At 70.0% G+C, this 23,566-nt stretch carries 25 protein-coding genes and 1 pseudogene; 20 read left to right on the forward strand and 6 right to left on the reverse strand.

Annotation, left to right across the window (positions count from 1 at the left end):
- The first annotated feature begins 7 nt into the window (after positions 1 to 7).
- From OHB00_RS32620 to OHB00_RS32655, 8 genes are all read left to right on the forward strand, one after another.
- Positions 8 to 895 carry a DUF5936 domain-containing protein gene (locus OHB00_RS32620; RefSeq protein ID WP_406440057.1) on the forward strand — a complete coding sequence of 296 codons (888 nt, stop codon included), beginning with the start codon at positions 8 to 10 and terminating at the stop codon, positions 893 to 895.
- 21 nt (positions 896 to 916) lie between these two features.
- Positions 917 to 2,335: a sensor histidine kinase gene (locus tag OHB00_RS32625; RefSeq protein WP_406446092.1), complete on the forward strand. Its 1,419-nt coding sequence runs from the start codon at positions 917 to 919 to the stop codon at positions 2,333 to 2,335.
- Positions 2,332 to 3,108 carry a response regulator gene (locus OHB00_RS32630; RefSeq protein ID WP_406440058.1) on the forward strand — a complete coding sequence of 259 codons (777 nt, stop codon included), beginning with the start codon at positions 2,332 to 2,334 and terminating at the stop codon, positions 3,106 to 3,108. The genes OHB00_RS32625 and OHB00_RS32630 overlap by 4 nt, the downstream gene beginning before the upstream one ends.
- Positions 3,109 to 3,215: 107 nt before the next feature.
- The gene (locus OHB00_RS32635; protein ID WP_217551317.1) at positions 3,216 to 3,401 is read left to right on the forward strand and encodes a hypothetical protein; all 186 of its coding nucleotides are present in this window, start codon (positions 3,216 to 3,218) and stop codon (positions 3,399 to 3,401) included.
- Positions 3,401 to 3,982 carry a pilus assembly protein TadG-related protein gene (locus OHB00_RS32640; protein ID WP_406440060.1) on the forward strand — a complete coding sequence of 194 codons (582 nt, stop codon included), beginning with the start codon at positions 3,401 to 3,403 and terminating at the stop codon, positions 3,980 to 3,982. Before OHB00_RS32635 ends, OHB00_RS32640 begins: the two co-directional genes overlap by 1 nt.
- Positions 3,983 to 4,017: 35 nt before the next feature.
- Positions 4,018 to 4,599: a hypothetical protein gene (locus OHB00_RS32645; RefSeq protein ID WP_406440062.1), complete on the forward strand. Its 582-nt coding sequence runs from the start codon at positions 4,018 to 4,020 to the stop codon at positions 4,597 to 4,599.
- Between the two features lie 7 nt (positions 4,600 to 4,606).
- Positions 4,607 to 5,236 (forward strand): OmpA family protein, encoded by a 630-nt coding sequence (locus tag OHB00_RS32650; protein ID WP_406440063.1) that lies wholly within the window; start codon positions 4,607 to 4,609, stop codon positions 5,234 to 5,236.
- Positions 5,237 to 5,247: 11 nt separating this feature from the next.
- Positions 5,248 to 5,505 (forward strand): hypothetical protein, encoded by a 258-nt coding sequence (locus OHB00_RS32655; RefSeq protein WP_406440065.1) that lies wholly within the window; start codon positions 5,248 to 5,250, stop codon positions 5,503 to 5,505.
- Positions 5,506 to 5,555: 50 nt separating this feature from the next.
- Here the strand turns inward: OHB00_RS32655 and OHB00_RS32660 are convergent, their stop codons facing one another.
- A complete protein-coding gene (locus tag OHB00_RS32660) occupies positions 5,556 to 5,921 on the reverse strand; it encodes a DUF192 domain-containing protein (protein WP_406440067.1) in 366 nt (121 codons plus the stop codon).
- A gap of 203 nt (positions 5,922 to 6,124) precedes the next feature.
- Here OHB00_RS32660 and OHB00_RS32665 point away from each other — a divergent pair, with 203 nt between their 5' ends.
- From OHB00_RS32665 to OHB00_RS32690, 6 genes are read left to right on the forward strand one after another with little or no spacing between them, the layout of a single operon-like run.
- A complete protein-coding gene (locus OHB00_RS32665; protein WP_406440069.1) occupies positions 6,125 to 6,436 on the forward strand; it encodes a hypothetical protein in 312 nt (103 codons plus the stop codon).
- A complete protein-coding gene (locus OHB00_RS32670) occupies positions 6,433 to 7,725 on the forward strand; it encodes a putative T7SS-secreted protein (RefSeq protein ID WP_406440071.1) in 1,293 nt (430 codons plus the stop codon). Before OHB00_RS32665 ends, OHB00_RS32670 begins: the two co-directional genes overlap by 4 nt.
- Positions 7,722 to 8,348, forward strand: a complete 627-nt coding sequence (locus OHB00_RS32675; protein WP_406440073.1) for a hypothetical protein — start codon at positions 7,722 to 7,724, stop codon at positions 8,346 to 8,348. The genes OHB00_RS32670 and OHB00_RS32675 overlap by 4 nt, the downstream gene beginning before the upstream one ends.
- A gap of 1 nt (position 8,349) precedes the next feature.
- Positions 8,350 to 9,006, forward strand: coding sequence for a hypothetical protein (locus OHB00_RS32680; protein WP_406440075.1), 657 nt, complete (start codon positions 8,350 to 8,352; stop codon positions 9,004 to 9,006).
- 57 nt (positions 9,007 to 9,063) lie between these two features.
- Positions 9,064 to 9,942 carry an LLM class flavin-dependent oxidoreductase gene (locus OHB00_RS32685; protein ID WP_406440077.1) on the forward strand — a complete coding sequence of 293 codons (879 nt, stop codon included), beginning with the start codon at positions 9,064 to 9,066 and terminating at the stop codon, positions 9,940 to 9,942.
- A 59-nt stretch (positions 9,943 to 10,001) separates the two neighbouring features.
- Positions 10,002 to 10,502 (forward strand): GNAT family N-acetyltransferase, encoded by a 501-nt coding sequence (locus OHB00_RS32690; protein ID WP_406440079.1) that lies wholly within the window; start codon positions 10,002 to 10,004, stop codon positions 10,500 to 10,502.
- 7 nt (positions 10,503 to 10,509) lie between these two features.
- On the opposite strand, the gene OHB00_RS32695 is transcribed toward OHB00_RS32690, so the two are convergent.
- A complete protein-coding gene (locus tag OHB00_RS32695) occupies positions 10,510 to 11,022 on the reverse strand; it encodes a DinB family protein (protein ID WP_406440081.1) in 513 nt (170 codons plus the stop codon).
- 52 nt (positions 11,023 to 11,074) lie between these two features.
- Here OHB00_RS32695 and OHB00_RS32700 point away from each other — a divergent pair, with 52 nt between their 5' ends.
- The 5 genes and pseudogenes from OHB00_RS32700 to OHB00_RS32720 form a co-directional block, all read left to right on the forward strand.
- On the forward strand, positions 11,075 to 11,905 hold the full coding sequence (locus tag OHB00_RS32700) for a methyltransferase domain-containing protein (protein WP_406440083.1): 831 nt from the start codon (positions 11,075 to 11,077) through the stop codon (positions 11,903 to 11,905).
- An 873-nt stretch (positions 11,906 to 12,778) separates the two neighbouring features.
- Positions 12,779 to 13,552, forward strand: coding sequence for an isoprenyl transferase (locus OHB00_RS32705; protein WP_406440085.1), 774 nt, complete (start codon positions 12,779 to 12,781; stop codon positions 13,550 to 13,552).
- A 409-nt stretch (positions 13,553 to 13,961) separates the two neighbouring features.
- Positions 13,962 to 15,287 carry a PhoH family protein gene (locus OHB00_RS32710; RefSeq protein WP_406440087.1) on the forward strand — a complete coding sequence of 442 codons (1,326 nt, stop codon included), beginning with the start codon at positions 13,962 to 13,964 and terminating at the stop codon, positions 15,285 to 15,287.
- Positions 15,288 to 15,714: 427 nt separating this feature from the next.
- Positions 15,715 to 16,404 (forward strand): transglycosylase SLT domain-containing protein, encoded by a 690-nt coding sequence (locus OHB00_RS32715; protein WP_406440089.1) that lies wholly within the window; start codon positions 15,715 to 15,717, stop codon positions 16,402 to 16,404.
- 247 nt (positions 16,405 to 16,651) lie between these two features.
- Positions 16,652 to 17,902, forward strand: a pseudogene (locus OHB00_RS32720) (AI-2E family transporter); the annotation flags it as partial.
- A 327-nt stretch (positions 17,903 to 18,229) separates the two neighbouring features.
- Here OHB00_RS32720 and OHB00_RS32725 read toward each other — a convergent pair.
- The 4 genes from OHB00_RS32725 to OHB00_RS32740 all read right to left on the reverse strand — a co-directional run bounded on the left by OHB00_RS32725 (position 18,230) and on the right by OHB00_RS32740 (position 22,363).
- The gene (locus OHB00_RS32725; protein ID WP_406440091.1) at positions 18,230 to 18,775 is read right to left on the reverse strand and encodes a carboxymuconolactone decarboxylase family protein; all 546 of its coding nucleotides are present in this window, start codon (positions 18,773 to 18,775) and stop codon (positions 18,230 to 18,232) included.
- Positions 18,772 to 21,087 carry an ABC transporter permease gene (locus OHB00_RS32730; RefSeq protein WP_406440093.1) on the reverse strand — a complete coding sequence of 772 codons (2,316 nt, stop codon included), beginning with the start codon at positions 21,085 to 21,087 and terminating at the stop codon, positions 18,772 to 18,774. Before OHB00_RS32730 ends, OHB00_RS32725 begins: the two co-directional genes overlap by 4 nt.
- Positions 21,088 to 21,152: 65 nt before the next feature.
- Positions 21,153 to 21,842 carry an ABC transporter ATP-binding protein gene (locus tag OHB00_RS32735; RefSeq protein ID WP_406440094.1) on the reverse strand — a complete coding sequence of 230 codons (690 nt, stop codon included), beginning with the start codon at positions 21,840 to 21,842 and terminating at the stop codon, positions 21,153 to 21,155.
- A complete protein-coding gene (locus tag OHB00_RS32740) occupies positions 21,839 to 22,363 on the reverse strand; it encodes a PadR family transcriptional regulator (RefSeq protein ID WP_406440096.1) in 525 nt (174 codons plus the stop codon). Before OHB00_RS32740 ends, OHB00_RS32735 begins: the two co-directional genes overlap by 4 nt.
- A 372-nt stretch (positions 22,364 to 22,735) precedes the next feature.
- Here OHB00_RS32740 and OHB00_RS32745 point away from each other — a divergent pair, with 372 nt between their 5' ends.
- Positions 22,736 to 23,404, forward strand: a complete 669-nt coding sequence (locus OHB00_RS32745; RefSeq protein WP_406440098.1) for a hypothetical protein — start codon at positions 22,736 to 22,738, stop codon at positions 23,402 to 23,404.
- Positions 23,405 to 23,566 lie beyond the last annotated feature (162 nt).

A 23,566-nucleotide genomic window follows, 5' to 3' on the forward strand; every position in this document is an offset into this window, starting at 1 on the left:
AGGTCGCATGACACTCCTCCTGGCCCTTCTCATGGCCCTCGCCGTCTACGGCGTCTTCGCGGGCGTCCGCATGTACCGCGCGGACGCCAAGCTCCCCTCCGACCTGGCGATCGCCCTGGAGGTGGGCGCCACCCGCACCGGCGCCGCCAACTCCCTCATCGACCGCATGGGCATGCGGTACGCCCCCGCCGTGCTGCGCCTGATGGGCCCGCGCCAGGTGGCGAGGTACCGCCGGAAGATCGACCTGGCGGGCAACCCCGGCGGCCTGACCATCGACCGCTACGCGGCCCGCCGCGCTGTCTACGGCGCCCTGGGCGGCACCGGCTTCCTGGTCTTCCTGCTGCGCGGTCAGTGGCTGGTGGCCGTACTGCTCCTCCTCTTCGGCGCGTTCTGGACGGAGGTCGGCATCTGGTCGGCGATCCGCATCCGCAAGGACGTCATCGAACGCACCCTGCCGGACTTCCTCGACGTCCTCGCGGTGGTGGTCGGCGCCGGCCTCGGCTTCCGGCAGGCCCTGGACCGGGTGGCCACCCACTACGAGGGCCCCTGGGCCGACGAACTCCGTATCACCCTGCGCCAGATGGACCTGGGCATGAGCCGCCGCCAGGCCTTCGCGGAACTCCGCCGCCGCAACGACTCCGAACAGGTCGCCATGTTCGTGACGGCGTTGCAGCAGGGCGAGGAACTCGGCGCGCCGATCGTCGACACCCTGGTCGCGCTGGCCAGGGACATGCGGCGCACCGACGCCCAGAACGCGCGACGCAAGGCGGCCCGGGCGGTACCGAAGGCCACGCTGATGATCACCACGTTCATGGTCCCGGCGACGATGCTGCTGCTGGCCGCGGGCCTGCTGCTGGGCTCGGGGATCGACTTCGGGTCGGTCACGGGGAAGTAGGCGGAGGTGACGACCGTGACGATGAGGGAGGCCGGAGCGGCCGGCGAGTCGGGAGCGGTCGGCGATTCGGGAGCGGCTGGAGAGGTCGACGAGGCCGGAGTGGTCGATAAGGCCGGAGTGGTCGGCGATTCGGGAGCGGCTGGAGAGGTCGACGAGGCCGGAGTGGTCGGCGAGGCGGGAGCGGTCGGCGAGGCCGGAGCGGCGGGAGAGGTCGGAGTGGCCGCCGAAGCGGAAGAGGCCGGCCAAGTCGGCCAGGTGCGTGAGAAGGTCGAGATCCGGGCCCTCCAGGCGCTGTGCCGCCAGGTCTTCGGCCTGCGCCTGGCGATGATCGCCGTGGCGACCCCCGCCGCCCTCCTCAACGCCACCCCCGGCCTCGGCACCCGCCTGGTCGGCTCGGCGGTGGTCGTCACGTTCATGATCTCGTACGTCCTCTTCCGCGACTGGCAGCGCTTCGGCCCCCTCCTGCTCCGCCACCCGACCCTGCTGGCCGCCGACACCCTCTTCGGCTCCTTCCTGCTGATCTCGGCGGGCCCCGACACCACCCTCGCCTACGTCAGCGTCTGCACCCCCCTCCTCGCCGGTCTCCTCTACAGCTGGCGCGGAGCGGCCGTGTTCGCCTCCCTCCAGTCGCTGATCCTCCTCGTGGTGCAGGAGACGCTGAAGCACCACTCACTGCTGGCCGAATCCCTCCTCCTCCCAGGGCTCTGCGTCATCACCGGCGCGATGGGCTCGACCCTGCGCAACCTGATGCTCCGCTTCGGCGCCGCCACCGAGGCCCTGACCGAGACCCGGGCCCGCCTGGCCGCGACCGAGGCGGCGAGCGCCGAACGGGCCCGGCTGGCCCGTGAGATGCACGACTCGGTGACCAAGACGCTGTACGGCGTGGCACTGGTCGCCGACGGCCTCGCACAGTCGGCGGCCGCGGCCCCGGACCGCCTGGACCCGGCCCTGATCAGACAGCAGGCGGAACTGCTGGCGAGCGCGGCCCGCAGGGCGGCGGCGGAGTCCCGCGAACTCCTGACGGACCTGCGCGGCGGAACCGAGACCGACGTACTGTCCCGACTGGAGTCACTGACGACCGGCTTCACCGCTCGCACGGCCCTCCCCGCCCGGTACGACGGCCCCGCCACCCCGGTCCCGCTCCCGCCCCCGACCGTCCGGCAGCTGCTGAGCATCGCGGCGGAGGCCCTGGAGAACGCGCACCGCCACGCGCGGGCGACGAGGGTCGACGTACGGGCCGCCGCCACCCCCACCCACCTGGTGGTGACGATCCACGACGACGGCCGGGGCCTCCCCCCGGACACGACGCTCGAAGACCTGCGCCGCACCGGCCACTTCGGCCTGCTCGGCATGACGGAACGGGCGGCGGCGGTGGGCGCCCGCATCCAGCTGATCACCGACAAGGGCACGGAGGTCCGAGTGGAGGTGCCGCTGACATGACCGAGAAGACACGCGCCCCGAGCGCTCCGAGCGCTCCGAGCGCCTCGAGCGCCCCGAGCGCCCCGCGCGTCCTGCGCGTCCTGGTCGCCGACGACAACCCGGTGATCCGCGCGGGCCTGACGACCGTCCTTTCCGCGTCGGACGACCTCACCGTGGTGGCGGAGGCCGAGGACGGCCGCGCGGCCTGCGAGGCAGCGCTGCGCCATCGCCCCGACGTCATCCTCCTGGACGTCCGCATGCCCGGCGTGGACGGCATGGCGGCACTGCCCCACCTGGTCCGCGTCGCCCCGGTCATGATGCTGACGTACAGCGACGAGGCGGACCTCGTACAGGAGGCGGTCCGGCTGGGCGCCGGCGGCTACCTGGTCCACGGCGAGTTCACGACACAGCAGTTGACCCAGGCCGTACGGGACGTGGGCCGAGGCCGTCCGCACTTCACCCCCACGGCGACGAACGCGTTGCTGGACCACGTCAGAGGCAACGCAACTGCACACACAAAACCCGAACTGTACGCTCTCCCAAGGAAATCTTCCCCCATAGGACTTTCGCAACTGCAATCACCCATGGGACAGTCATCCCAGTCCCGGTTTCAACTGAGCAGCAGGGAGGCGGAGATCATGAACCTCATCGCGTCCGGCATGAACAACCAGCAGATCGCCGCCGTCTGCTTCATCAGCGAGAAGACGGTCAAGAACCACATCAACCGCATCTTCGCCAAGCTCCACACCACCACCCGCGCCCAGGCGACGGCCAAGTGGCTGGGGGTGGCCTGAGATGAACCGGGTGAACTGGGTCCGGATTTGGGTCCTGGGACCCTCCGCCGATGGGTATGTTCCGTCATACGTTGCCAGGATCGGAACCGAACCCGGAGGGGAGCACCATGAGCGACCTGATGCTGAGGATGCTTGTCGCAATGCAGCGCCGTGCCGACGACCGGGGCCAGACCGCGGTCGAGTATCTGGGGATCATCGCGGTGGTGGTGGCTATCGTGCTGGCGGTCACGGGTACGAGCATCGGCCAGACGATCCTCACCAAGATCACTGCGGAAATCAACAAGATCACGTGATGCGTGTTCGCCGTTACGGCGATTCGGGGCAGGCCTTCCCTATCTACATCACGGTAGTGGGAGGCCTGCTCTTTCTCGCGTTCGCGTACTTCGCGGTCGGCCAGGCCGCGGTGAACCGGAACGGTGCCCAGACGGCCGCCGACGCGTCGGCGCTCGCCGCGGCCGTGAACACGCGTGACGAGCTGGCGGACCTGTGGGTACGGGACGTGCTCGACCCGACGAAGTGGCAGGACATCTTCGACGGCAAAGTGGACGTCGCGGACTCCTGCTGGCGGGCTGCCCAACTGGCGGCCCAGAACGACGCGACGGCACAGTGCACATCCGAACCGCCCCTGAGGTACAAGGTCGATGCCCAGACGAACAAGACCGTGGGCGACTCTGTCGTGCCCGGCACCGAGAACATCAGGTCGACGGCCCACGCCACCGCCGTGATCGAGCCGCTCTGCACGTTCACGCTGTCCGGGGCGGACGGCATACTGCCCGAACTCACCTGCAAGGACCGGAACTGGACCCTGGACCCTGGCGACCTCACGGATCTCCCGGGCCCCGAGGACCTCTTCGACGTCCATCTGGCCGACTGACAAGCGAATCGACGAGCGAAGAAGGAAGCGGTGCGATGAGCATTCGGTTCACTGCGATGGCTCGCAGGGGGACGGTCGCGTTGCTGGTCGCGGCCGGTCTGGCCGCGGCAACCGGCTGCGGTGGTGGAGGCGACGGCAAGTCGGACAAGCCCCAGGCCTCGGCCTCCGTCTCGAAGGGCGGCGGATCGAACCCGAGTGCTCAGGAAGGCCAGTCGGAGGCGCCGATGGCCGAACTCCAGGGAACAGACGGCCTGCTCCTTCAGGTCACATCTGCTCAGCGGGACTCAGGTGGCTTCGTCACTGTCAACGGTGACATCAAGAACGACGGCACCAACTCGGTCGTCATCCCCGCCCAGGTCAGCGGTGACGAAACGGAGATCACCAAACACGGTTTCTCCCTCGGCGGGGCCACCTTGGTGGACTCCAAGGGCAAGAAGCGCTACTACGTCCTGCGTGACACGGACGGCCGACCGCTCACCAGCACCGGCATCACGAATGTGGACGCCGGCCAGACCATCCCCGTCTTCATGCAGTTCCCGGCCCCACCCGCGAGCACCACCGAAGTGACCCTGCAGCTCCCCACCTTCGCCAGCGGCACCATCAAGATCTCCGGGTGAGGCGGAAGTGACCACACCACGCCTGCCCCTCACCCTGGGCGCCGCCACGCTCCTCCTCGTCACCAATCTCTACGGCGCGACGGCCGCCCACGCGGACGGCACCGACCCGAGCGTCCCCCCGGGCACGGAGCCCTCGGCCAGTGCCCCCGTGAAGATCGACCCCACCGACCCCGACCTGAAGCTCCCCGAGGGCGCCACCCTCGCCGACCCCAAGGTCCTGGACATCAAGTCGGTCGTGGAGGACCAGAGCGGTGACGAGCGCCGTACGGACACCAACGCGGACGTGACGTTCGCCCTCCAGGCCGAGGTGCTGTTCAGCAAGGACAGCGCGAAGCTGAGCGAGGCGGCGAAGGCGCGGATCGGGGCGATCGCGGACGAGATCAGGAAGCAGAACGCGACCCAGGTCCGCGTCTTCGGCTTCACCGACAACCTGGGCTCCTCGGCCCACGGCGACGTTCTCTCCCGCCAGCGCGCCAACGCCGTACAGGGCGTCCTGGACCAGGACCTGAACGACCCGAACATCACCTTCGACGTCCGCGGCTACGGCGAGCAGTACCCGATCGCGGACAACTCGACGGAGGAGGGAAGGAAGAAGAACCGCCGGGTGGAGGTGACGTTCCCGCGGACGGGGAGCTGAGTGCCGCCAGCTTGGAGGCCGAGCGGGGGCGTTCGGGGATCGCCGCTCACGCCGGGGTGCTGTTGGACGCCCTCCGTTTCGTCGACGACGACTACGCGACAGCAGTGACGGTCGCCGAGTTGCGTCGAGCCGACGTCGACTTCGGCGTTGCGGCTGCCGCACATGTCGCGCGGCCGAACCCGATGCTCCCCGAGGGGGCGCTGGTGGCGACGGTCGCACCGGAGGCCTACGCCGGTCTCGGAGTCGGGGTCATGGACCTGACCCGCTGACGGAGGACCGAGGCGGCGGTGACCGCTCCTGCACCGCGGGTCGGCAAGCCCTACTCCACCTCGACGGTCACCCGCGCGCCGGTCCTCACCCCCCACCCGGCCATGGCCCCGGCCTCCGCCTCCAGCACGTGCCGCGACCGCAGCCGTGGCCTGCCGAGACGGCCCGGCGGCATCGTCCGCACGGCGATGACGTTCAGCCGGCGGTCCAGATAGGCGACATCGATCGCCATCCGCATCCGGAAGGTGTGGATCCCGCTCGCGGGCGACAGCAGAATCGCCCCGTCAAGCCCATCACGCCCGAGCAACCCTCTCGTGCGGGCCCGATACGAGGCAGCGATCTCCAACGGCACAGCCTTCACCTCACCCCCGACACCGTGCACGAGCAACGTCCCACGCCCGTCCCGCCAGCGCCCCACACCCCACCCCTTTCATCCTGGCTCCGCCGCAGTTACTCGTACTGACCGTATCCACCATGCGGGTGACAGCCGTCCGCTCGGCAGTTTTCTGCCGTCCGGGCCTGGACACGTGTCACCCGAGCGCGTGGCAATCGTTGAGTGGATCAAGAGACCTCCAGCCCCCACCTGGAGTTCCCAGTGAACCGCTCTGACGAGGGATGCACATGGCTGACCGGCTGAAGGTCGACGGCACCGAACTTGACCGCTTCTACAAGGACTTGAAGAAGGCACAGCAGTCGTTCACCGCCTTGCAGAAGGTGTTGCACGACCCGGGGGTGAGCGGGCTCGGCACCGACGACCTGGACAAGGCGTGCGACCGGTTCCAGGAGGACTGGCACTACGGGGCGAAGGAGATCGCCGAGCAGATCGGGGAGCTCACGGACATCACGAAGAAGGCGAAGGACGACTTCCACGAGGTGGACGTGGCCCTGGAGAAGGCGCTGGCGAAGGCACGGAGCAAGGGCGGGGGCAAGTGACGGTCGCGGACCCCTACCCCCACCTTGGGTACGACCCGGTGCCCGGCAGCACCGACCTGGTGCGGGAGATCCACCGCAAGCTGTCCGACTGCGTCAGGGAGATGGAGAAGGCGCGCTCCAAGGTCACGAAGTTGATGGACGGCAGCTACTGGGAGGGAGACGCGGCCGTCGCCTTCCGGGAACAGCTGGAGGGCGGCCCGCTGCCGCTCAACCTGAAGAACGGCGCGCACTCCGTCGACAAGGCGGCGAGGCAACTGGGCCTCTGGTGCACCGAGCTGGAGGAGTTCCAGCGACGCGCGAGGAAGCTCGACGGCGAGGCCAAGGACGCCCGCGAGGCGTTGCAGCGGGCTCAGGGACACCTGGACGAGGGCAAGGCACACGACGGCGCCGCCTCCGCTCTGCACAAGGCGAACAGCCAGGTCACGGCGGCGCAGGGGGACCTGGACGACGTACTGAAGCGCGCCCGCTCCCTCGCTGGTGAGCACGAGGAGACTGCGCGCACGCGCGCCCGGCGCATCACCGACGCCACGCACAAGCTGGTGCCGCACGAACCGAACGCGTGGGAAAAGTTCACCGATTGGCTCGGTGACAACCTCCCTGACATCCTCAGCACGTGCGCCGCCGTACTGGGCGTGATCGCCCTGCTGGGCCTCACGGCCATCGCACCCTGGATGCTGTTCCTGGCGGCGGGCCTGCTCAGCGGAATGGCCTTCGGCCTGCGGGTCAGTGACCCGGAAGTCCTGGCATCACTGGAGGACGGCTTCACCAAGGGCGAACTGGACATCGACTTCTGGGGCAACCTGCTGGGAGTCGCCGGAGACTTCCTCGGGATGCTGCCGGGGTTGGGGGCGGTGGCCAAGGGAGCCATGAAAGCCCCCGAGTTGCTGGCCGCCACGGCCGGATTGGCCAGCGAGGCCGAGGAAGTGCTGACCCTCGGGCAGAAGATCGCCAAGGCCGGGGTCAGGGCGGGGACTTCGATCAAGGTGGTGAGCGTCTCGATCCGGACAGAGGCCGCGGCGGCAGAGGGAGCTGTGAGTCTCCTGTTTCATCCCCGCGTATTCGGTGGCCGGCTGGCACCGATCGTCGAAAAGGTCGACAAACCAGCGACGATCCTGGGGGCCGGCACGGCCGTCTACGGCGTCGCGAGCAGCCTCGTCGATGCCCTGGACACCGGCACGGCCAAGACGGTCAGCAACCTCCTCGACGGACCGCGAACCGTGGGAGTCGACGTCCCGGCGACAGCGGGTGCGTTGCACTTCCTGTTGCGTGGGGCGGGTGAAGCGTCATGAGCGGTGCCGCCTACGTGATCGACGACTCCGCCCGGAGCGAGGACGCCGATGTCTGGTTCGCGTTGCCCCCGGGATTCGTGTCACTTCCGCTCAACGAACTGGCGGCGGCAGCGCGTGATACGGCACAGACGGAGGATCCGATGACCGGGAGCGGCCCGGTGCTCCGACTCGCCCAACTGCTTCTGGAAACCGACGCCGTGCACTGCTGCCTTGGTCTGCACGCGGACGACGAGGGGGACTGCGGACCGCTGCTGTCTCTTTTCACGCTTGCCTGGCGCGGCACCGACTGGGCTCCCCGCAGTGTCCTCGCGGGCCGGGCGGCCGTCGGTGCGCAAGGGGCCGACCACATCGAAACGCTGGACCTGCCGTGCGGTCCGGCCTCGCTCGTTCAGACGCGTCTCAACGAGCCGCCAGAGCTGGGACTCGGCGCCCCGAGCGGACTGCTCCAGGTCACGGCATACGTTCCGTGCCTCGACGGCCGACGTATCGCGATCCTCTCACTGGCCACAACGGCGGTCGAGCGTGCCCAGCATTACCGCGCCCTGCTCCGGGACATCGCCAGTACGGTCAGTTTCGAAGATCCACTTTCAGAAGTATCCGACGATGTATCCGACAAGGACTGACATGCCCCCCACGCACCACCCCACGGCCTGGGACGATCCAGCGACCCGCCGCGCCTGGGTAAAGCTGGTCACCTGCGCGCTCTTGGGGCAGATCCTGTGGCTCGCCGCGTGGTTGGGGCTGCTGGTCTGGTACGTGACCATGTCGCTGACCTGGACGCTGTGGCTCTTCTTCGTTCCCTTGCTGTACTCGTTCTACCGGGCGTTTCTCCAGCCGTCCTACATCTCCTGGGCCTTCCACACGCGGCGTCTGCTGCGCGCGTACCCATGGCAGGTGTTCGAGGAACCGGAAAACGGGATCGGCAAGGTCCCGGGAGCCACCGCCGGGGATGTCTGGCTGAGCTTCCCCAACCCGGAGCGCCTGGACGAGAAGCTGCCGATGATCCTGAAGGTGCACGTTCGGTCCATGTGGTGGAGGCGGCGTCTCGGGCGGGGCTACACCACCGAGAAGACCAGGCAGATCAGGGAAGTGTGGTTCGCTGGCGACCCACGCTTCGCCGCCGTCATCGCTGCTCCCGGTCCTCGTCGCTTCCATGTCGTCCAGCAGCGTCCGATGAACAGACGAGGCGTCGCCGACCCCCGTGACGCAAGTCCGGCCGCTCTTGAACGCGCTCGCTGTGCCGGAGTGCGGCTACCGGACGCGAACTCGGCGACCGGGTGAACGTTCTGGTGGCCAATGGAGTTGTCGCGGCCGCGGCCCCCGGGTAAGACCTCCCCCATGACATCACTCGGCGCCGTTTTCCGTCCCCAGCTTCCCCCCGAGCGGTTGCGGGGTCTTGTTCGGGTTGCTGACGGGGTGGGGCTTGAAGAGTTGTGGTTGTGGGAGGACTGCTTTCGGGAGGGTGGGATCTCCGCTGCCGCGGCCGCGCTCGCCTGGTCGGAGCGGGTGCGGGTCGGGGTCGGGCTGTTGCCCGTGCCGTTGCGGAACGTCGCCGTCACCGCGATGGAGGTCGCCGCGCTGCACCGGATGTTCCCGGGGCGCGCGATCGTCGGCGTCGGACACGGCGTGCAGGACTGGATGGGCCAGGTAGGCGCCCGAGCCGAGTCCCCGTTGACCCTGCTGCGCGAGCATCTCGACGCGCTGCGCGCGCTGTTGCGCGGGGAGCGGGTCACGGTCGGTGGGCGGTACGTGCGGCTCGACGACGTCGCGCTCGACTGGCCGCCCGCCGGCCCGGCGGAGGTTCTCGCCGGCGCCGAAGGCCCCCGCACCCTCCGTCTGTCCGGCGCCGCCGCCGACGGGACCGTGCTCACCGCCGCCACCTCACCCGACCGCGTCCGCCGGGCCCTGCGGCTCATCGAGGAGGGGCGGCTGGCCGCGGGGCGCGACGCGGGCGAGCCGCACAAGGTCGTCGTCTATCTGCTCACCGCCACCGGGCCCGACGCCCCCGCCCGGCTCCGTGCCGAACTCGCCGCGGAGGGGCTTGAGTCGGTCCCCGACCTCGGTGTCGCCGGTGACGCGGGCGCCGTCGCCAAGGCCGTGCGGCGGCTCGTGGAGGCCGGCGCCGACACCGTCATCCTCCAGCCGACGGCGGACGAACCCGACCCCGAGGGCTTCGTACGGTTCACGGCGGAGGAGGTCCGGCCGCTGGTGCCGTAGGGCCGTCGGTGAGCGTCGGCCGCCCGGCGTTGTCAGTGGCGGGTGCCACACTCGCCGGTATGACGACCAATGACGTTCGGCTGCGGCCCGTTCGGGACGACGACCTGGAGTTCTTCCTCGCCTACGAGCACGACGCGGAAGCCGTCCGGCGGTCGAGGTTCACACCCCGGCCGCGGGAGGCCTTCCTGCGGCACTGGAGAGAGCGCGTGCTCGGCGATCCGAGCGGTCTGGTGCGGACCGTCGACGTGGACGGTCAGGTCGCGGGGAACATCGTCGCCTGGTGGGACGGCGAGCGCCGGTTCACCGGGTACTGGCTCGGGCGGGCCTACTGGGGGAGAGGCGTCGGCAGCCGCGCCCTCGCCCTCTTCCTCCAGGAGGAGACCGTACGGCCGCTGTTCGCCGACCCCTTCGCCGAGAACACCGCCTCCGTACGCCTGCTGGAGAAGAGCGGCTTCGTGCCGTACGACGACCCGGAGCACCCCGTGGACGAGGGGTATGTGCTGCTCGTCCTGGGCGATGACGCCGAGGGGGCGCCTGCGCCACCTCGGCCCCGGGCCTGAGGCCTCGTCACGCCGGTTCCGTGCCGCGTGGATGGTCCCCCGTCGCCCCGTCGATCAGCTCCCGCACGATGTCCATGTGCCCGGCGTGCCGTGCCGTCTCCTCGATCATGTGGACGAGGACCCAGCGGAGCGAGACCGGGTGGTCCCGCCAGTCCGGGCGGCCCAGCGCGTCCAGTGGATGCCCGGTGATCACCGCGTCGGCCGCGGCCCGCGCACGGCCGTAGAAGTCGGTGATCTGCCGGGTCGTCTCGCCGGGGCCGACGGTCAGGTCCTCGTCGGTGTAGGGGTCGAACCACAGCGGCTCCACCTCGCCGCCGAAGGTCGAGACGAACCAGCCGTACTCCACCGACGCCAGATGCTTCACCAGCCCCAGGAGGTTCGTCCCCGACGGGGTCATCGGGCGGCGCAGCCGTTCGTCGTCCAGGCCCTGCAGCTTCCACAGGACCGCGTCCCGGTGCCGGTCCAGGCTCGCGTGCAGGGTTTCCTTCTCGGCGGCGGTGTACGTCTCATCGGTCGTCATGGCGGCCGAAAATATCAGCGGGCACTGACAATCCGCTGCGACCATGCGGGACATGGCAGAGCAGACGCACCGCACGTTCGAGGACCTCGTCGCCGAGGGCGCCGCCGTGCCGACCGCGGGGTGGGACTTCTCCTGGTTCGAGGGCCGGGCCACCGAGGCCCGTCCCTCCTGGGGGTACGCCCGTGCGGCCGGCGGCCGCCTGGCCCGCGCCACCGCTGCGCTCGACATCCAGACAGGCGGCGGCGAGGTGCTCGACTTCGCCCTCGGTGCGGCGGCCTCGGGCCGGTCCCAGGCCCTTCGGGCGGAGACCCCGGACCGGCCCCGGCTGCTCGCCGCCACCGAGGGCTGGCCGCCGAACGTCACGAAGGCGAGCGACCTGCTCAGTGCTCACGGTGTCGTGGTCGTGGCCGCACCCGAGGACGCCCCGCTGCCGTTCGCCGACGAGACCTTCGACCTGGTACTCAGCCGGCACCCGGTGCGGGCCCACTGGGCCGAGATCGCGCGCGTGCTGCGGCCCGGCGGCACGTACTTCGCGCAGCACGTGGGGCCCGCCAGCGTCTTCGAACTCGTCGAGTTCTTCCTCGGCCCGCAGCCGGAGGCCGTCCGCGGCGGCCGCCACCCCGACGGCGAGCGTGCCGCGGCTCAGGCGGCCGGCCTGGACATCGTGGATCTGCGGGCGGAGCGGCTGCGGATGGAGTTCCACGACATCGCGGCCGTCGTGCACTTCCTGCGGAAGGTCGTGTGGCTGGTACCCGGCTTCTCGGCCGAGGAGTACGAGCCCCAACTCCGCGCCCTGCACCGGCGGATCGAGACGGACGGTCCGTTCGTCGCGCACAGCTCCCGGCACCTGTTCGAGGCCCGCAAGCCGGTGCGCCGGCCCTGATCCACCCGCCTTGCAATGCCAGGCGGCGAAGAATGGCCAAGAACTGCCGTCCTGGCTTCCGGACCCCCGCCGGGCCGGAGAGACAGTCAAATGATCAAGGTGGGGCATCTCATGACGCCTCGCATCAATACGGTCAACTTCCGTCTTAGGGGATGGATCTGCGCATAAGCGAACGCAAAACTTCACTGTTCATCTCTTATTTTCACAGCGTTCCCACATCGTTACCTTTTTTGCTTCGTATCACCCGGTTGGCTCACGTAAGTTCAGACCAAGGCAATTCGCGTGAGCAAAGCTGCGCGGGCGGTACCGCGCAGTGGAGGGGGCTGCGCGGTGCCGTAACGCCCCTCCCGTTCGCGTCAAGTCATCGTTCGCGCCCGGGGTAGCCCGTCGGGGGGACGGGCGCGCAACTCGCCGAGGCGTCCCCAGGACGGCCCAAACCCTCTTGATCTCCCCGTGGGCGGTCACTTTCCCTGGGATTCCGCTGTGAATCGGCCATCCGGGACGCTTGGATCGAGCGTTTCAGGCCCACCGGGGCGTCGTCGGCCGACTCCGGAGAGTAGTTGATGCGTGCTGATGCGCGCAGCATCACTTACGAAGGGTTATGGTGGAACCCCCCCCTCGGGCCGGTCCGTCTCCCCCCCACGGACCGGCCCGTTTTTCTGTCCGCAGTCCTCACCCGCTTTCCGGGCGCCCCGAGGGCCACCGGCCGCCCGCACCCGCCGGCCGGCCCAAGCCACCCTCCCGTGGGCGCGGTCCCCGCCGACCCTCCGTCAACTCCCAGCGGGGTAGGCTTCGGCCCGCGGACTCCCGCATCCCCAAGCACGCGGACTCCACGCGGACTCCCGCATCCGAATCACGAGGGGCGGACTTCAAGTGAACCTGCGCGACAAGCTGCGCGGCCTGCTCGTCAGGCTCTACGCACGCCGGGTGGAAGGCCACCTGGACCACGCCCAGGTGCCCAAGCACATCGGTGTCATCGTGGACGGGAGCCGCCGCTGGGCGAAGGCCGCCGGCTCCACCCCCGTCGACGGCCACCGTGCCGGTGCCGAGAAGATCGAGGAGTTTCTCGGCTGGTGCACCGAGACGGACGTCGAAGTCGTCACCCTCTGGCTGCTCTCGACGGACAACTTCAACCGCCCGCCGGAGGAACTCGTCCCGCTCCTCGGCATCATCGAGGACGTGGTGCGCACCCTCGCCGCCGACGGCCGCTGGCGCGTCCACCACGTCGGCACCCCCGACCTGCTGCCCTCCCCGATGCAGACCGCGCTGAAGGAGGCCGAGGAGGCCACCGCGCACGTCGACGGAATACTGGTGAACGTCGCCATCGGCTACGGCGGCCGCCAGGAGATCGCCGACGCCGTCCGCTCGATGATCCTGGACGCCCACGACAAGGGCGTCGCGATGGAGGACCTCGCCGACTCCGTCGACGTCGACATGATCGGCCGGCACCTCTACACCGGCGCCCAGCCCGACCCGGACCTGGTGATCCGCACCAGCGGCGAGCAGCGGCTGTCCGGATTCATGCTCTGGCAGACCGCCCACTCCGAGTACTACTTCTGCGAGGTCTTCTGGCCCGCGTTCCGCAAGGTCGACTTCCTGCGCGCCCTGCGTGACTACGCCGCCCGCCACCGCCGCTACGGGGGGTGACGTCTTCGTGACGACGGACGTCAACACGGCATACGACCCATGCCACCGTCGCCACGCTGGATAACCGCCTCGTTACGCTGGATAACCCCACCTCACCCATGAGGCGTAAATCACCCATTTCGGGGCGTGAGTAACGCGGAGTTCACCTGCGCGTCGTTGCAGACCGTTGCATGGCGGCGCATGTTCGAGGGCATAAGCCAAGCAGGTCGATGCCCGAACCACGGGCATCGGTTCTCAGCGGGCGGCTCGGGGCCGTCCGCCCGGGAGGCCCTTTGCACCAGCCCGACCGTGCGGTCACGGCACGGAAGAAGCCGCGGGGGGCCGGTTTTCGGCCCGTGCAAGGCGGCCGTCAACCGGTCCAGCTCGCCTTCGTCGCTCCCCGACCTCATCCGAGGGGGTACGTCCTTCCGTGGTGACCAGCACAACGCGCCGCAAGTCCGACCGGCGCACCTATGTTCTCGACACCAGCGTCCTGCTGGCCGACCCGAACGCCATGGCCCGCTTCGAGGAGCACGAGGTCGTGCTTCCGATCGTCGTGGTCACGGAACTGGAGGCCAAGCGGCACCATCCCGAACTCGGTTACTTCGCCCGGCAGGCGCTGCGCCTGCTCGACGACTACCGGGTCCGGCACGGCCGCCTCGATGCCCCCATTCCGATCGGCGAACTCGGCGGCACCATCCGTGTCGAGCTCAACCACTCGGACCCCAGCGTGCTGCCCACCGGCTACCGCCTTGGGGACAACGACTCCCGCATCCTCGCGGTCGCCCGCAACCTGCAGGCCGAGGGGTACGACGTCACCGTCGTCTCGAAGGACCTGCCGCTCAGGATCAAGGCCTCGTCGGTCGGCCTCCTCGCCGAGGAGTACCGCGCCGAACTCGCCATCACGGACTCCTCCGGCTGGACCGGAATGTCCGAACTGAACCTGTCCGGCGAGCAGGTGGACATCCTCTTCGAGGAAGGCCACGCGTACGTCCCCGAGGTCGCCGACCTTCCCGTGCACACCGGCCTGACCATCCAGTCGGAGCGGGGCAAGGCGCTCGGCCGGGTCACGGCCGAGGGCAACGTCCGGCTGGTGCGCGGTGACCGCGAGGCGTTCGGCATCAAGGGCCGCAGTGCCGAGCAGCGCATCGCGCTCGACCTGCTGCTCGACCCGGACGTCGGGATCGTGTCGATGGGTGGCCGGGCCGGCACCGGCAAGAGCGCGCTGGCGCTGTGCGCGGGGCTGGAGGCGGTCCTGGAGCGCCGGCAGCACCAGAAGGTGATGGTCTTCCGTCCGCTGTACGCGGTCGGCGGGCAGGAACTGGGCTATCTGCCGGGCTCCGAGGCGGAGAAGATGAGCCCCTGGGCGCAGGCGGTCTTCGACACCCTCTCGGCGGTCACCAGTCGCGAGGTCATCGAGGAGGTCACCGCCCGCGGGATGCTGGAGGTGCTGCCGCTCACCCACATCCGCGGCCGCTCCCTGCACGACGCGTTCGTGATCGTGGACGAGGCCCAGTCGCTGGAACGGAACGTCCTGCTGACCGTTCTGTCCCGGATCGGGGCGAATTCACGGGTGGTTCTGACCCACGATGTGGCGCAAAGGGACAATCTGCGAGTGGGACGGTACGACGGTGTGGTCGCTGTCGTGGAGAAGCTGAAGGGGCATCCGCTTTTCGCGCATGTCACCCTCACCCGGTCCGAGAGGTCCCAGATCGCCGCCCTTGTGACCGAAATGCTGGAGGACGGGCACATCTGAACCATCTGATCGGAGTGTCCAACTTGGGTTGACTACCCATCCGTTGGCGCCGTCCGGCAAAGGCCCCGAGCCTAGCCGGGCGGCGCCTTCGTGCGTGGCGGTTTCCTGAAATCCCCGGGGAGAAACCGGATGTGAGCTTTCACACGCAACTCTGAATTGCCACCCGGCGTCGGGTTACGGCAGAGTCTCACTCCTGTCAGGCCCCGCATACGACACACCTGTACCCCCAGCGGTACGGAACAACATAAGCATCACTGCTAATTCCATAGCGACGTCGTATGCCGCCCGAGGACCACGCGGCGCTCCCAGCAGGGAGTTGCCCACCGGGCCCGTGTCTCCCGTGACCCAGTAGTGAGGAGACCAGTGTTCAGGGGCAAGATTGCGTCCGCCAGGGTCACCGAAGCGGGCGATGCTGGAAGGAAACCGTGTGAGCCGGATCTCGGTCCGGGGATTCGCAGTGGCCTCGGCCACCGCGGTCACCGCCGTCGGAAGCGTCGTAGGCGTCGCCTCGGGCAGTGTCGCCCAGCCGAACAACGACGCTGAGGCTACGGCAGCCGACACCACGCTCCTCGCGGATCTGCCCGCGGGCCAGCAGGCCCAGGTGCAGACCGCGTCCCTGACGCAGCAGGCCGACGCCGTGGCGATCCAGGCGGACGCGACCGCCAAGAAGGACGCCGAGCAGGCCGCCCGGGTGGCCGCGGCCAAGACCGCCGAGGCCAAGAAGGCCGAGGCGGAGAAGGCGGCGAAGGAGGCCAAGGAGCGCGCCGAGGCGAAGGAAGCGGCCAGCCGTTCCTCCGCGTCCAGCTTCCCGGTCCAGAGCTCGTACACCGTGGCGCAGATCCAGGCGATGGCGCAGCAGATGGTGGCCAGCGGCCAGTTCCAGTGCTTCAGCAACATCGTGGACCACGAGTCCAGCTGGAACTACCAGGCGGTCAACGCCTCCTCCGGCGCGTACGGCCTCTTCCAGGCGCTGCCCGGCTCCAAGATGTCCTCCGTCGGCGCCGACTGGCAGACCAACCCGGCCACGCAGATCAAGTGGGGCCTGAACTACATGAACTCCCGGTACGGCAGCCCTTGTGAGGCTTGGTCGTTCTGGCAGGCGAACCACTGGTACTAGGCGCTCCGCCGGGGTTCGGCCGACGAACGGCGCTGCGGTTCGTAGGCGTCCGCGGACCGGCGGGGGCTTGTCGCGCCCACGCGGCGGATCCGCAAGTCGACACGGTCCCGCGCCCTTCAGGGGCGCTCGCTGCAGCGAGGCTCCTCTCAACCTTCGACAGCCCCTCCCCGTCCTAGGGGGAGGGGCTGTTGCCCTGTACGGTCGTTGCGGACGACTCCAGGGGGGAGCGGTGGGGAGAGGGCGGATCATGTCGCGCGTGCCTGAGTGGCTCGGTCGCATCGGTGCCGGACTGACCGAGATGGGCGAGCGGTTGGACGAGCGCCGGTCCGAGGTGGAGCGGGAGCACGCCGAGCCGGAGCCGCCCGCTCCGGCCGGGTCCGTTCCGGCACCCGCCCCGCCCCCGGCCCCGCAGGCTCCCGCGCCCGTCCGGAAGCCGGTGCCGCCGCGTCCCGACCCGGTGACGGCCATCCCCTGGGGTGTGCGGGTCGCCGCCGAGGCCGGCTGGCGGCTGCTGGTGCTGGCCGGCACGGTCTGGATCCTGATGCGGGTCATCAGCGCCGTACAACTCGTCGTGTTCGCCTTCGTCATCGCGCTGCTGATCACCGCCCTGCTCCAGCCGACGGTCGCCCGGCTGTGCCGCTACGGCATGCCCCGCGGCCCGGCCACCGCGCTCACCGCCATCTTGGGCTTCGTGGTGATCGGCCTGATGGGCTGGTTCGTGACGTGGCAGGTCATGGAGAACATCGACACGCTCTCCGACCAGGTCCAGAACGGCATCGACGACCTGCGCAACTGGCTGCTGAAGAGCCCCTTCCACGTCACCGACAAACAGATCAACCAGATCGCCAAGAACCTCCGCGAGGCGATCGGCGCCAACACCGACCAGATCACCTCGTTCGGCCTGGAAGGCGTCCAGGTGATCGTGGAGGCCCTGACCGGCATCCTGCTGGTCTTCTTCTCGACGCTCTTCCTGCTGTACGACGGCGCGCGCATCTGGCAGTGGTTCCTGAAGCTCGTGCCCTCCGCCGCCCGCGAGGGGGTGGCCGGGGCCGGCCCGCGGGCCTGGCGGACACTCACCGCCTATGTCCGGGGCACGGTGCTGGTCGCCCTCATCGACGCCATCTTCATCGGCATCGGCATCTACTTCCTGGATGTCCCGATGGCGGTGCCGCTGGCCGTCTTCATCTTCCTGTTCTCGTTCATCCCGCTCGTCGGCGCCGTCGCCTCCGGCGCGCTGGCGGTGATCGTGGCACTGGTCACCCAGGGCGTCTTCGCCGCGGTGATGACCCTGGCCGTGGTCCTCGCGGTCCAGCAGATCGAGGGCCACATCCTGCAGCCGTTCATCCTCGGCCGTGCGGTCCGGGTCCACCCCCTCGCGGTGGTCCTCACGGTCGCGGCCGGCGGAATGGTCGCGGGCATCGGCGGCGCGGTGGTGGCCGTACCGCTGGTGGCGGTGACGAACACGGTGGTCAGCTATCTGCACCAGTACTCGCACGAACGCTACGAGGGCACCGGCCCCGGCGACGGCGACCAGCCACCCCACCCGGCGCCTGACGACGGCGACCGGCCACGCAATTCAGCCCGTCCGGCGCTTGACGACGGCGACCGGCCATCCAATTCAGCCCGTCCGGCGCCTGACGACGGCGACCAGCCACCCAATTCAGCCCACCCGGCGCCCGACGACGGCGCTCAGCCACCCAATTCAGCCCGTCCGGCGTTTGAGGACGAGGCCGTTCAGGCCGAAGGGGGGTCCGGGGGCGCAGCCCCCGAAGACGCGGAAGACCCCGCCCACCGGCGGTGAGCGGGGTCCACAGAGCGACAGCGCCTACTCGAACCCGGCCAGTACGGCCTCGGCCTCCAGGGCGGAGCCCACGGCCTGGACCACCGAGGCGATCTTGAACGCCTCCTGGACCACCTCGCGGTCGACCCCGGCCCTGCGCGGCACCTGCTCGTGGGAGTCCAGGCACATCCCGCAGCCGTTGATCGCGGACACCGCGAACGACCACAGCTCGAAGTCGACCTTGTCGACACCGGGGTTGGCGATGACGTTCATCCGCAGACCCGCGCGCAGGGTGCCGTACTCGTGGTCGGAGAGCAGATGGCGGGTGCGGCGGAAGACGTTGTTCATCGCCATGACGGCGGCGGCGGACTTGGCCGCCCGGTACGCCTCGGGCGTGAGGCCGGACGCAGCGAGCAGCTCCTCACCGGCTCCTTCGCGGAGCCGGCCCCGAGCCGCCGGATCGCCCTCGCGATGCGCGCCGGGGCGGCGCGCGGCGTCGAGTACCGGGAGCTGGCGGCCGCGCTGCGCGAGGCGCTGCGGCCGCTGCCCGTCCGGGGCCTCGGCGCCGGGGCCTGACCCCGGTCCGGTCATTCGGTGCGCAGGCCGTCCGGACGCATAAGCCGCAGCAGGGGCGGCAGGCTGAGCAGGGTCACCGCGAGGACGACCGCCGCGCCGAAGCCGGTCATCGCCAGCACGCCCGCCCAGTCCACGCGCACCGTGGAGCCGACCATCTTCAGCAGCACCGTGCCCAGCGTCAGCCCCACCACCCCGGCCAGCAGCAGGCCGAGTCCGACCGGGATCGCCGTCTGCCACAGCACCGACAGGCTCAGCGTGCGGCGCCGGGTGCCGAAGGCGACCAGGACCGACAGCAGCTTCTTGCGCTCGCGCAGCTGCTCCAGCTGGCCGACCAGCAGACTTGCCCCGATCAGCGCCAGTACGGCGGCCGCGCCGACGAACAGCCCGGTGCGGATGGACTCGAACTGGCTGTCCCGTTCGATCGAGGTCAGCGTCTCCGCGTGCATCAGCGGGTTGATCCGGACCGCCGTGTTGATCACGTACTCGTGGACGTCGCGCACCCCGGAGTCGATGGACAGATAGACCACGCCCTGCACCGCCGTACTGGCGCCCTTCGGCAGGGCGCCCGGGGTGAGCAGGAAGCCGCCGCGCTTGTAGCCGGTGGGGTCCTCGCGGGTCTCGGCCTGCTTCAGCCCCGCCGGTACCGTCCAGCGGCTCGCCGGGCCGTCGTCGTCACCGCTGTAGGCGGGGTCGAGGTAGAGCGTCCGGCTGTGCTTCTCCCCGGCGGTCAGCAGTTTCGTCGTCTCGGAGTCGGAGTCGGAGCCCATCAGCACGAAGGCGTCGCCGTCATGGCAGGACGGGAGGGTCGCGATCTCCCGCAGCGAGGCGCAACCGCCGACGCTCACCGAAGCGGTCCGGCTCGGATCCTTGCTCCGGTCGCCGGCCTCGCCGTCGGCGATCGAGACCACCTTCAGCACGCCCTTGGTGGCGGTCATGGCCCGGGCCACCTCGGGCACCGACACGCCGTTCGGCACCTGGACCGACATCTGCGCGCGGTCGAGGTCGTTGGTGGTCCGCTTGGTGTAGTCGGCCTCGACACCGGCGAAGACCATCTGGAGCGCGATCGCCCCGGACACCGCCACCGCGATGCCGTTGACCATGCGGGCCGCCGTACCGCTGCTCAACTGGAGTCGTCTGACTGCCAGCTGCCAGGCCACCGCCCCCCTGCCGAGCCGGCCGACGACCGTCTCCACGACCCACGGCAGCAGAGCCGTGACGCCGACCAGGAGGAGCAGGACGCCGCCGGTCACCAGGTACTGGTTGAAGTCGCCGTCGCCGCGGCCCTGCCCGATCATCGGGTAGAGCGCCGCCAGACCGGCGACCGGGAGCAGCAGCCGCCACCACAGCCGGCGGCGGGCGGGCTTCGCCGTACGCACCACGCCGAGCGGCTCGATGACCACCCCACGCAGCGTGAACATGGTCACCAGCACGGCCGCCGCCGGCACGGTGACCGCCACCAGCAGGGCCAGCACGGGGGAGGGGTTGAGATAGCTCGGGAACACACTGATACCGAACACCTCGGCGGTGCCCGCGAGCTGACGGCCGACCAGGAAGAAGCCGAGGCCGAGGACAAGGCCGAGCAGGGCGCCCGCCATCGCCTCGCCGGCCGCGATCCGCCGTACCATCCGGCCGTCGGAGCCGACCAGCCGCAGCGCGGCCAGCCGCCGGTCGCGGCGCTCACCGCCGAAGCGGACGGCGGCCGCGACGAACACGGCGACCGGCATGAGCAGGATCAGGAAGACCACGAGGACGAGCAGCGTGAGGACCGGGTCGCTCTCCGCGTCCGGCGACCGGGGGCTGCCGAAATGGTCGATCCGGGCGACGTTCGGCGGGTCGATGTGGCCGGCGAGGTCGTCGGAGCCCGCGTAGTAGGCGAGTTCCTGGGAGCCGGTCAGCCCCTTCTCCACGATGGTGGCGGTGACCCGGTACGGCAGCCGGGCGCGCAGCAGCGCACCGTCGGGGGAGCCGAGCAGCCGCTTCAGCGCGGGCGAGACGGCCATCTCACCGGGCGCCGGGTACGCGGTGAGCCCGGGCGGCACCGGCGCCTTCGCGCCCTCCCGCTGGATGAGCCGGCCGCGTATGTCGTTGCCGCGGTAGGGCGTGTCGATGTCCGCGATGACGAACGTCTTCTCGCCGGCCTTCATGGGGTGGCCGAAGACGTACGTGTAGTCCGCCCGTGCCACGTCGCGCTGGTGGCGCACGGCCAGCGCGTTCGGGATGGCCGTGGTGAGCAGCAGCAGCGCCACCCCCAGGCCCACGCCGACCGCGGTCATCGCGGCCCGGAACCAGCCCTCGCGCCCGCCCGCGAAGGCGAACCGGACCCCCATGGCCAGATCCCTCGACCTCCCCCACGCTCGGCTTCGCTCGCGCGGGCGGTGCCCCCTTCTGACGTTCATACCGCCCGCTCCATGTCCCGGGACTTCCCGTCCCGTACGACGATCTCGCGGTCGGAGTAGGCGGCCACCCGGGCCTCGTGGGTGACGAGGACGACGGCCGCGTTGGTGGAGCGGGCGGCGTCCGTCAGCAGCTCCATCACCCGCTCGCCGTTGAGCGAGTCGAGCGCACCGGTCGGCTCGTCCGCGAACAGCACCCGCGGCCCGGTCACCAGCGAGCGGGCCACCGCGACCCGCTGCCCCTGACCGCCCGAGACCTCGCCGGGACGCTTCTTCGCGAGGTCGTCGACCTCCAGGCGCTGCATCCAGCCCAGTGCGGTCCTCTCGGCCTCCTTGCGGGAGGTGCCGTTCAGCCGCAGCGGCAGCGCGACGTTCTCCACGCAGGTCAACTCGGGCACCAGCTGCCCGAACTGGAAGACGAACCCGAACTCGCTGCGCCGCAGCGCGCTGCGCTCGGCGTCGTTCATGGTGGCCATCTCCCGGCCCGCGTACATGATCGAACCGGCGTCGGGCGGCACGATCCCGGCGAGGCAGTGCAGCAGCGTCGACTTGCCGGACCCGGACGGGCCCATCACGGCGACGACCTCGCCCGGGTGTATGGAGAACTCGGCGCCGTCGAGCGCGACGGTCGGGCCGTACGCCTTGCGCAGTCCCTCGGCCGTGAGCAGCGAACCGGCGGGGGCGTTCACTTGGCCACCTCCGCACGGAGCTTGTCGAGCCGAGCCGTGGTCAGCTCCAGCCAGCGCAGGTCCGCCTCCAGGTGGAAGAGGGCGTGGTCGCAGATGAGCTGGTCCGCGAGGTCGCCGTGGCGCTTGCGGTCGGTGAGGATGCGCATGCTGCGCAGGTGCTCGGAGCGCTGGCTGTCGAGGATGTCGCCGGCGTTCCGGTGCGTCAGCAGCGCGAGCACGACCTTGGTGTACAGAGTCGACTGGAGGTACTCCGCCGGCTTCTCGGGCGTCGCCAGCCACTGCTCGACGTCGGTGACCCCGGCGTCGGTGATGGCGTACCGCTTCCGCTCGGGTCCGCCGCCGGCCTCGATGCCGTCGACTTCCACGAGCCCGTTCTTCAGCAGCCGGGACATCGTCGAGTAGACCTGGCCGTAGTGCAGCGGCCGGTCGTGACCGAACTTCTCGTCGAAGGCCCGCTTCAGGTCGTAACCGTGGCGCGGGCCGGACTCCAGGAGTCCCAGGAGGGTGTGACCGATGGACATGCCGAGCACTCTACACACGGTGTATACGCAGTGTGTATACGCACCGTGTGCAGCCCATGGCCCGCTGTGCGTCCGCTGTGCGCAGGCGCAGGTGGGGGCCGAATGTCACGGTTCTGCGACAGCGCGATGTCACAGCGGCGGGGGTCCGTCCGGTCTCGGCTGCGGAAAGGGTTTCCCGGCTCAGGAAGGGGACGGCCGTGCGGGTGTTCGTGGCAGGGGGCAGCGGGGTTCTGGGACGGCGGCTGGTACCGCAGCTGGTGGCGCGGGGGCATCGGGCGACGGTCACCACGACCGGCGCGGCCAGGCTCGGGCTGCTGAGGGAACTGGGCGCGGACGAGGTCGTGATGGACGGCCTGGACGCGCTGTCGGTCGGTGCGGCGGTCGTTTGCCGCCCGCCCGGACGTGATCGTCCATCAGCTGACCGAGATCTCCGTGGCGCACGCCGGCAAGCCCGACATCAGGCCCCCCGGCCGCTGGTTCGCTCTCACCAGCCGGCTGCGCACCGAGGGCACGGACCATCTGCTCGCCGCCGCCGGGGCGACCGGCGTACGGCACGTCGTCGCGCAGAGCCACGCCAGCTGGAACGGTGTCCGCGAGGGCGGCTGGGTGAAGACGGAGGAGGATCCGCTGGACCTGATGGAGGGGACGCCCGCGCACGGCGGGATGCCGGCGCTGCGCCACCTGGAGGACGCGGTCCTGCGGACCGGCGGCGCGGCCCTGCGCTACGGCGCCTGCTACGGCCCCGGCGCCGTCGACGACCAGGTGGAACTGATCCGCAGGCGCCAGCGCCCGCCGGCCGGCCCGGCCGAGGGGGCACGGCAGCTGGATCCACCTCGACGACGCGGCGGGCGCGACCGTCCTCGCGGTGGAGCGGCAAGCGCGGGGCGTGTTCGACATCGACGCGAGCTGGGCTGGGCTGGGAGCCGCGGTACCCCTCGTGGCGGCAGGGGTTCAAGGAGGAGCTGGCGTGAGCACCGGCCGCGGCGGCACCTGCCCGCGCCGATTGTCCATGTTCTGGCCGGGTTTGTTATATCAAAGTGATATCACTTGCGGCGCCGGGCAACCCTCCGCCTCCTCCGTTCGTCGGTTCCGTCGGGTGGGGGTGCTGATTGTCACGTCCGAAAAAGGGCAGATCGTGCGTCGTTTGTCATAGAGAGCGGTGTTAGCTTTCTGGACTGACCTGAGCCACGTACCTGTGTGACA

It is taken from the genome of Streptomyces sp. NBC_00631 (assembly GCF_045206895.1).
Classification (GTDB): Bacteria; Actinomycetota; Actinomycetes; order Streptomycetales; family Streptomycetaceae; genus Streptomyces.

Excerpts from the sequence above, each read along its gene's own strand:
- OHB00_RS32620 (WP_406440057.1), top strand. The coding sequence starts at position 8 with ATGACACTCCTCCTGGCCCTTCTCATGGCCCTCGCCGTCTACGGCGTC.
- OHB00_RS32625 (WP_406446092.1), top strand. The coding sequence starts at position 917 with ATGAGGGAGGCCGGAGCGGCCGGCGAGTCGGGAGCGGTCGGCGATTCG.
- OHB00_RS32630 (WP_406440058.1), top strand. The coding sequence starts at position 2,332 with ATGACCGAGAAGACACGCGCCCCGAGCGCTCCGAGCGCTCCGAGCGCC.
- OHB00_RS32635 (WP_217551317.1), top strand. The coding sequence starts at position 3,216 with ATGAGCGACCTGATGCTGAGGATGCTTGTCGCAATGCAGCGCCGTGCC.
- OHB00_RS32640 (WP_406440060.1), top strand. The coding sequence starts at position 3,401 with ATGCGTGTTCGCCGTTACGGCGATTCGGGGCAGGCCTTCCCTATCTAC.
- OHB00_RS32645 (WP_406440062.1), top strand. The coding sequence starts at position 4,018 with ATGAGCATTCGGTTCACTGCGATGGCTCGCAGGGGGACGGTCGCGTTG.
- OHB00_RS32665 (WP_406440069.1), top strand. The coding sequence starts at position 6,125 with ATGGCTGACCGGCTGAAGGTCGACGGCACCGAACTTGACCGCTTCTAC.
- OHB00_RS32675 (WP_406440073.1), top strand. The coding sequence starts at position 7,722 with ATGAGCGGTGCCGCCTACGTGATCGACGACTCCGCCCGGAGCGAGGAC.
- OHB00_RS32680 (WP_406440075.1), top strand. The coding sequence starts at position 8,350 with ATGCCCCCCACGCACCACCCCACGGCCTGGGACGATCCAGCGACCCGC.
- OHB00_RS32685 (WP_406440077.1), top strand. The coding sequence starts at position 9,064 with ATGACATCACTCGGCGCCGTTTTCCGTCCCCAGCTTCCCCCCGAGCGG.
- OHB00_RS32690 (WP_406440079.1), top strand. The coding sequence starts at position 10,002 with ATGACGACCAATGACGTTCGGCTGCGGCCCGTTCGGGACGACGACCTG.
- OHB00_RS32695 (WP_406440081.1), bottom strand. The coding sequence starts at position 11,022 with ATGACGACCGATGAGACGTACACCGCCGCCGAGAAGGAAACCCTGCAC.
- OHB00_RS32700 (WP_406440083.1), top strand. The coding sequence starts at position 11,075 with ATGGCAGAGCAGACGCACCGCACGTTCGAGGACCTCGTCGCCGAGGGC.
- OHB00_RS32725 (WP_406440091.1), bottom strand. The coding sequence starts at position 18,775 with ATGACCGGACCGGGGTCAGGCCCCGGCGCCGAGGCCCCGGACGGGCAG.
- OHB00_RS32730 (WP_406440093.1), bottom strand. The coding sequence starts at position 21,087 with ATGGGGGTCCGGTTCGCCTTCGCGGGCGGGCGCGAGGGCTGGTTCCGG.
- OHB00_RS32740 (WP_406440096.1), bottom strand. The coding sequence starts at position 22,363 with ATGTCCATCGGTCACACCCTCCTGGGACTCCTGGAGTCCGGCCCGCGC.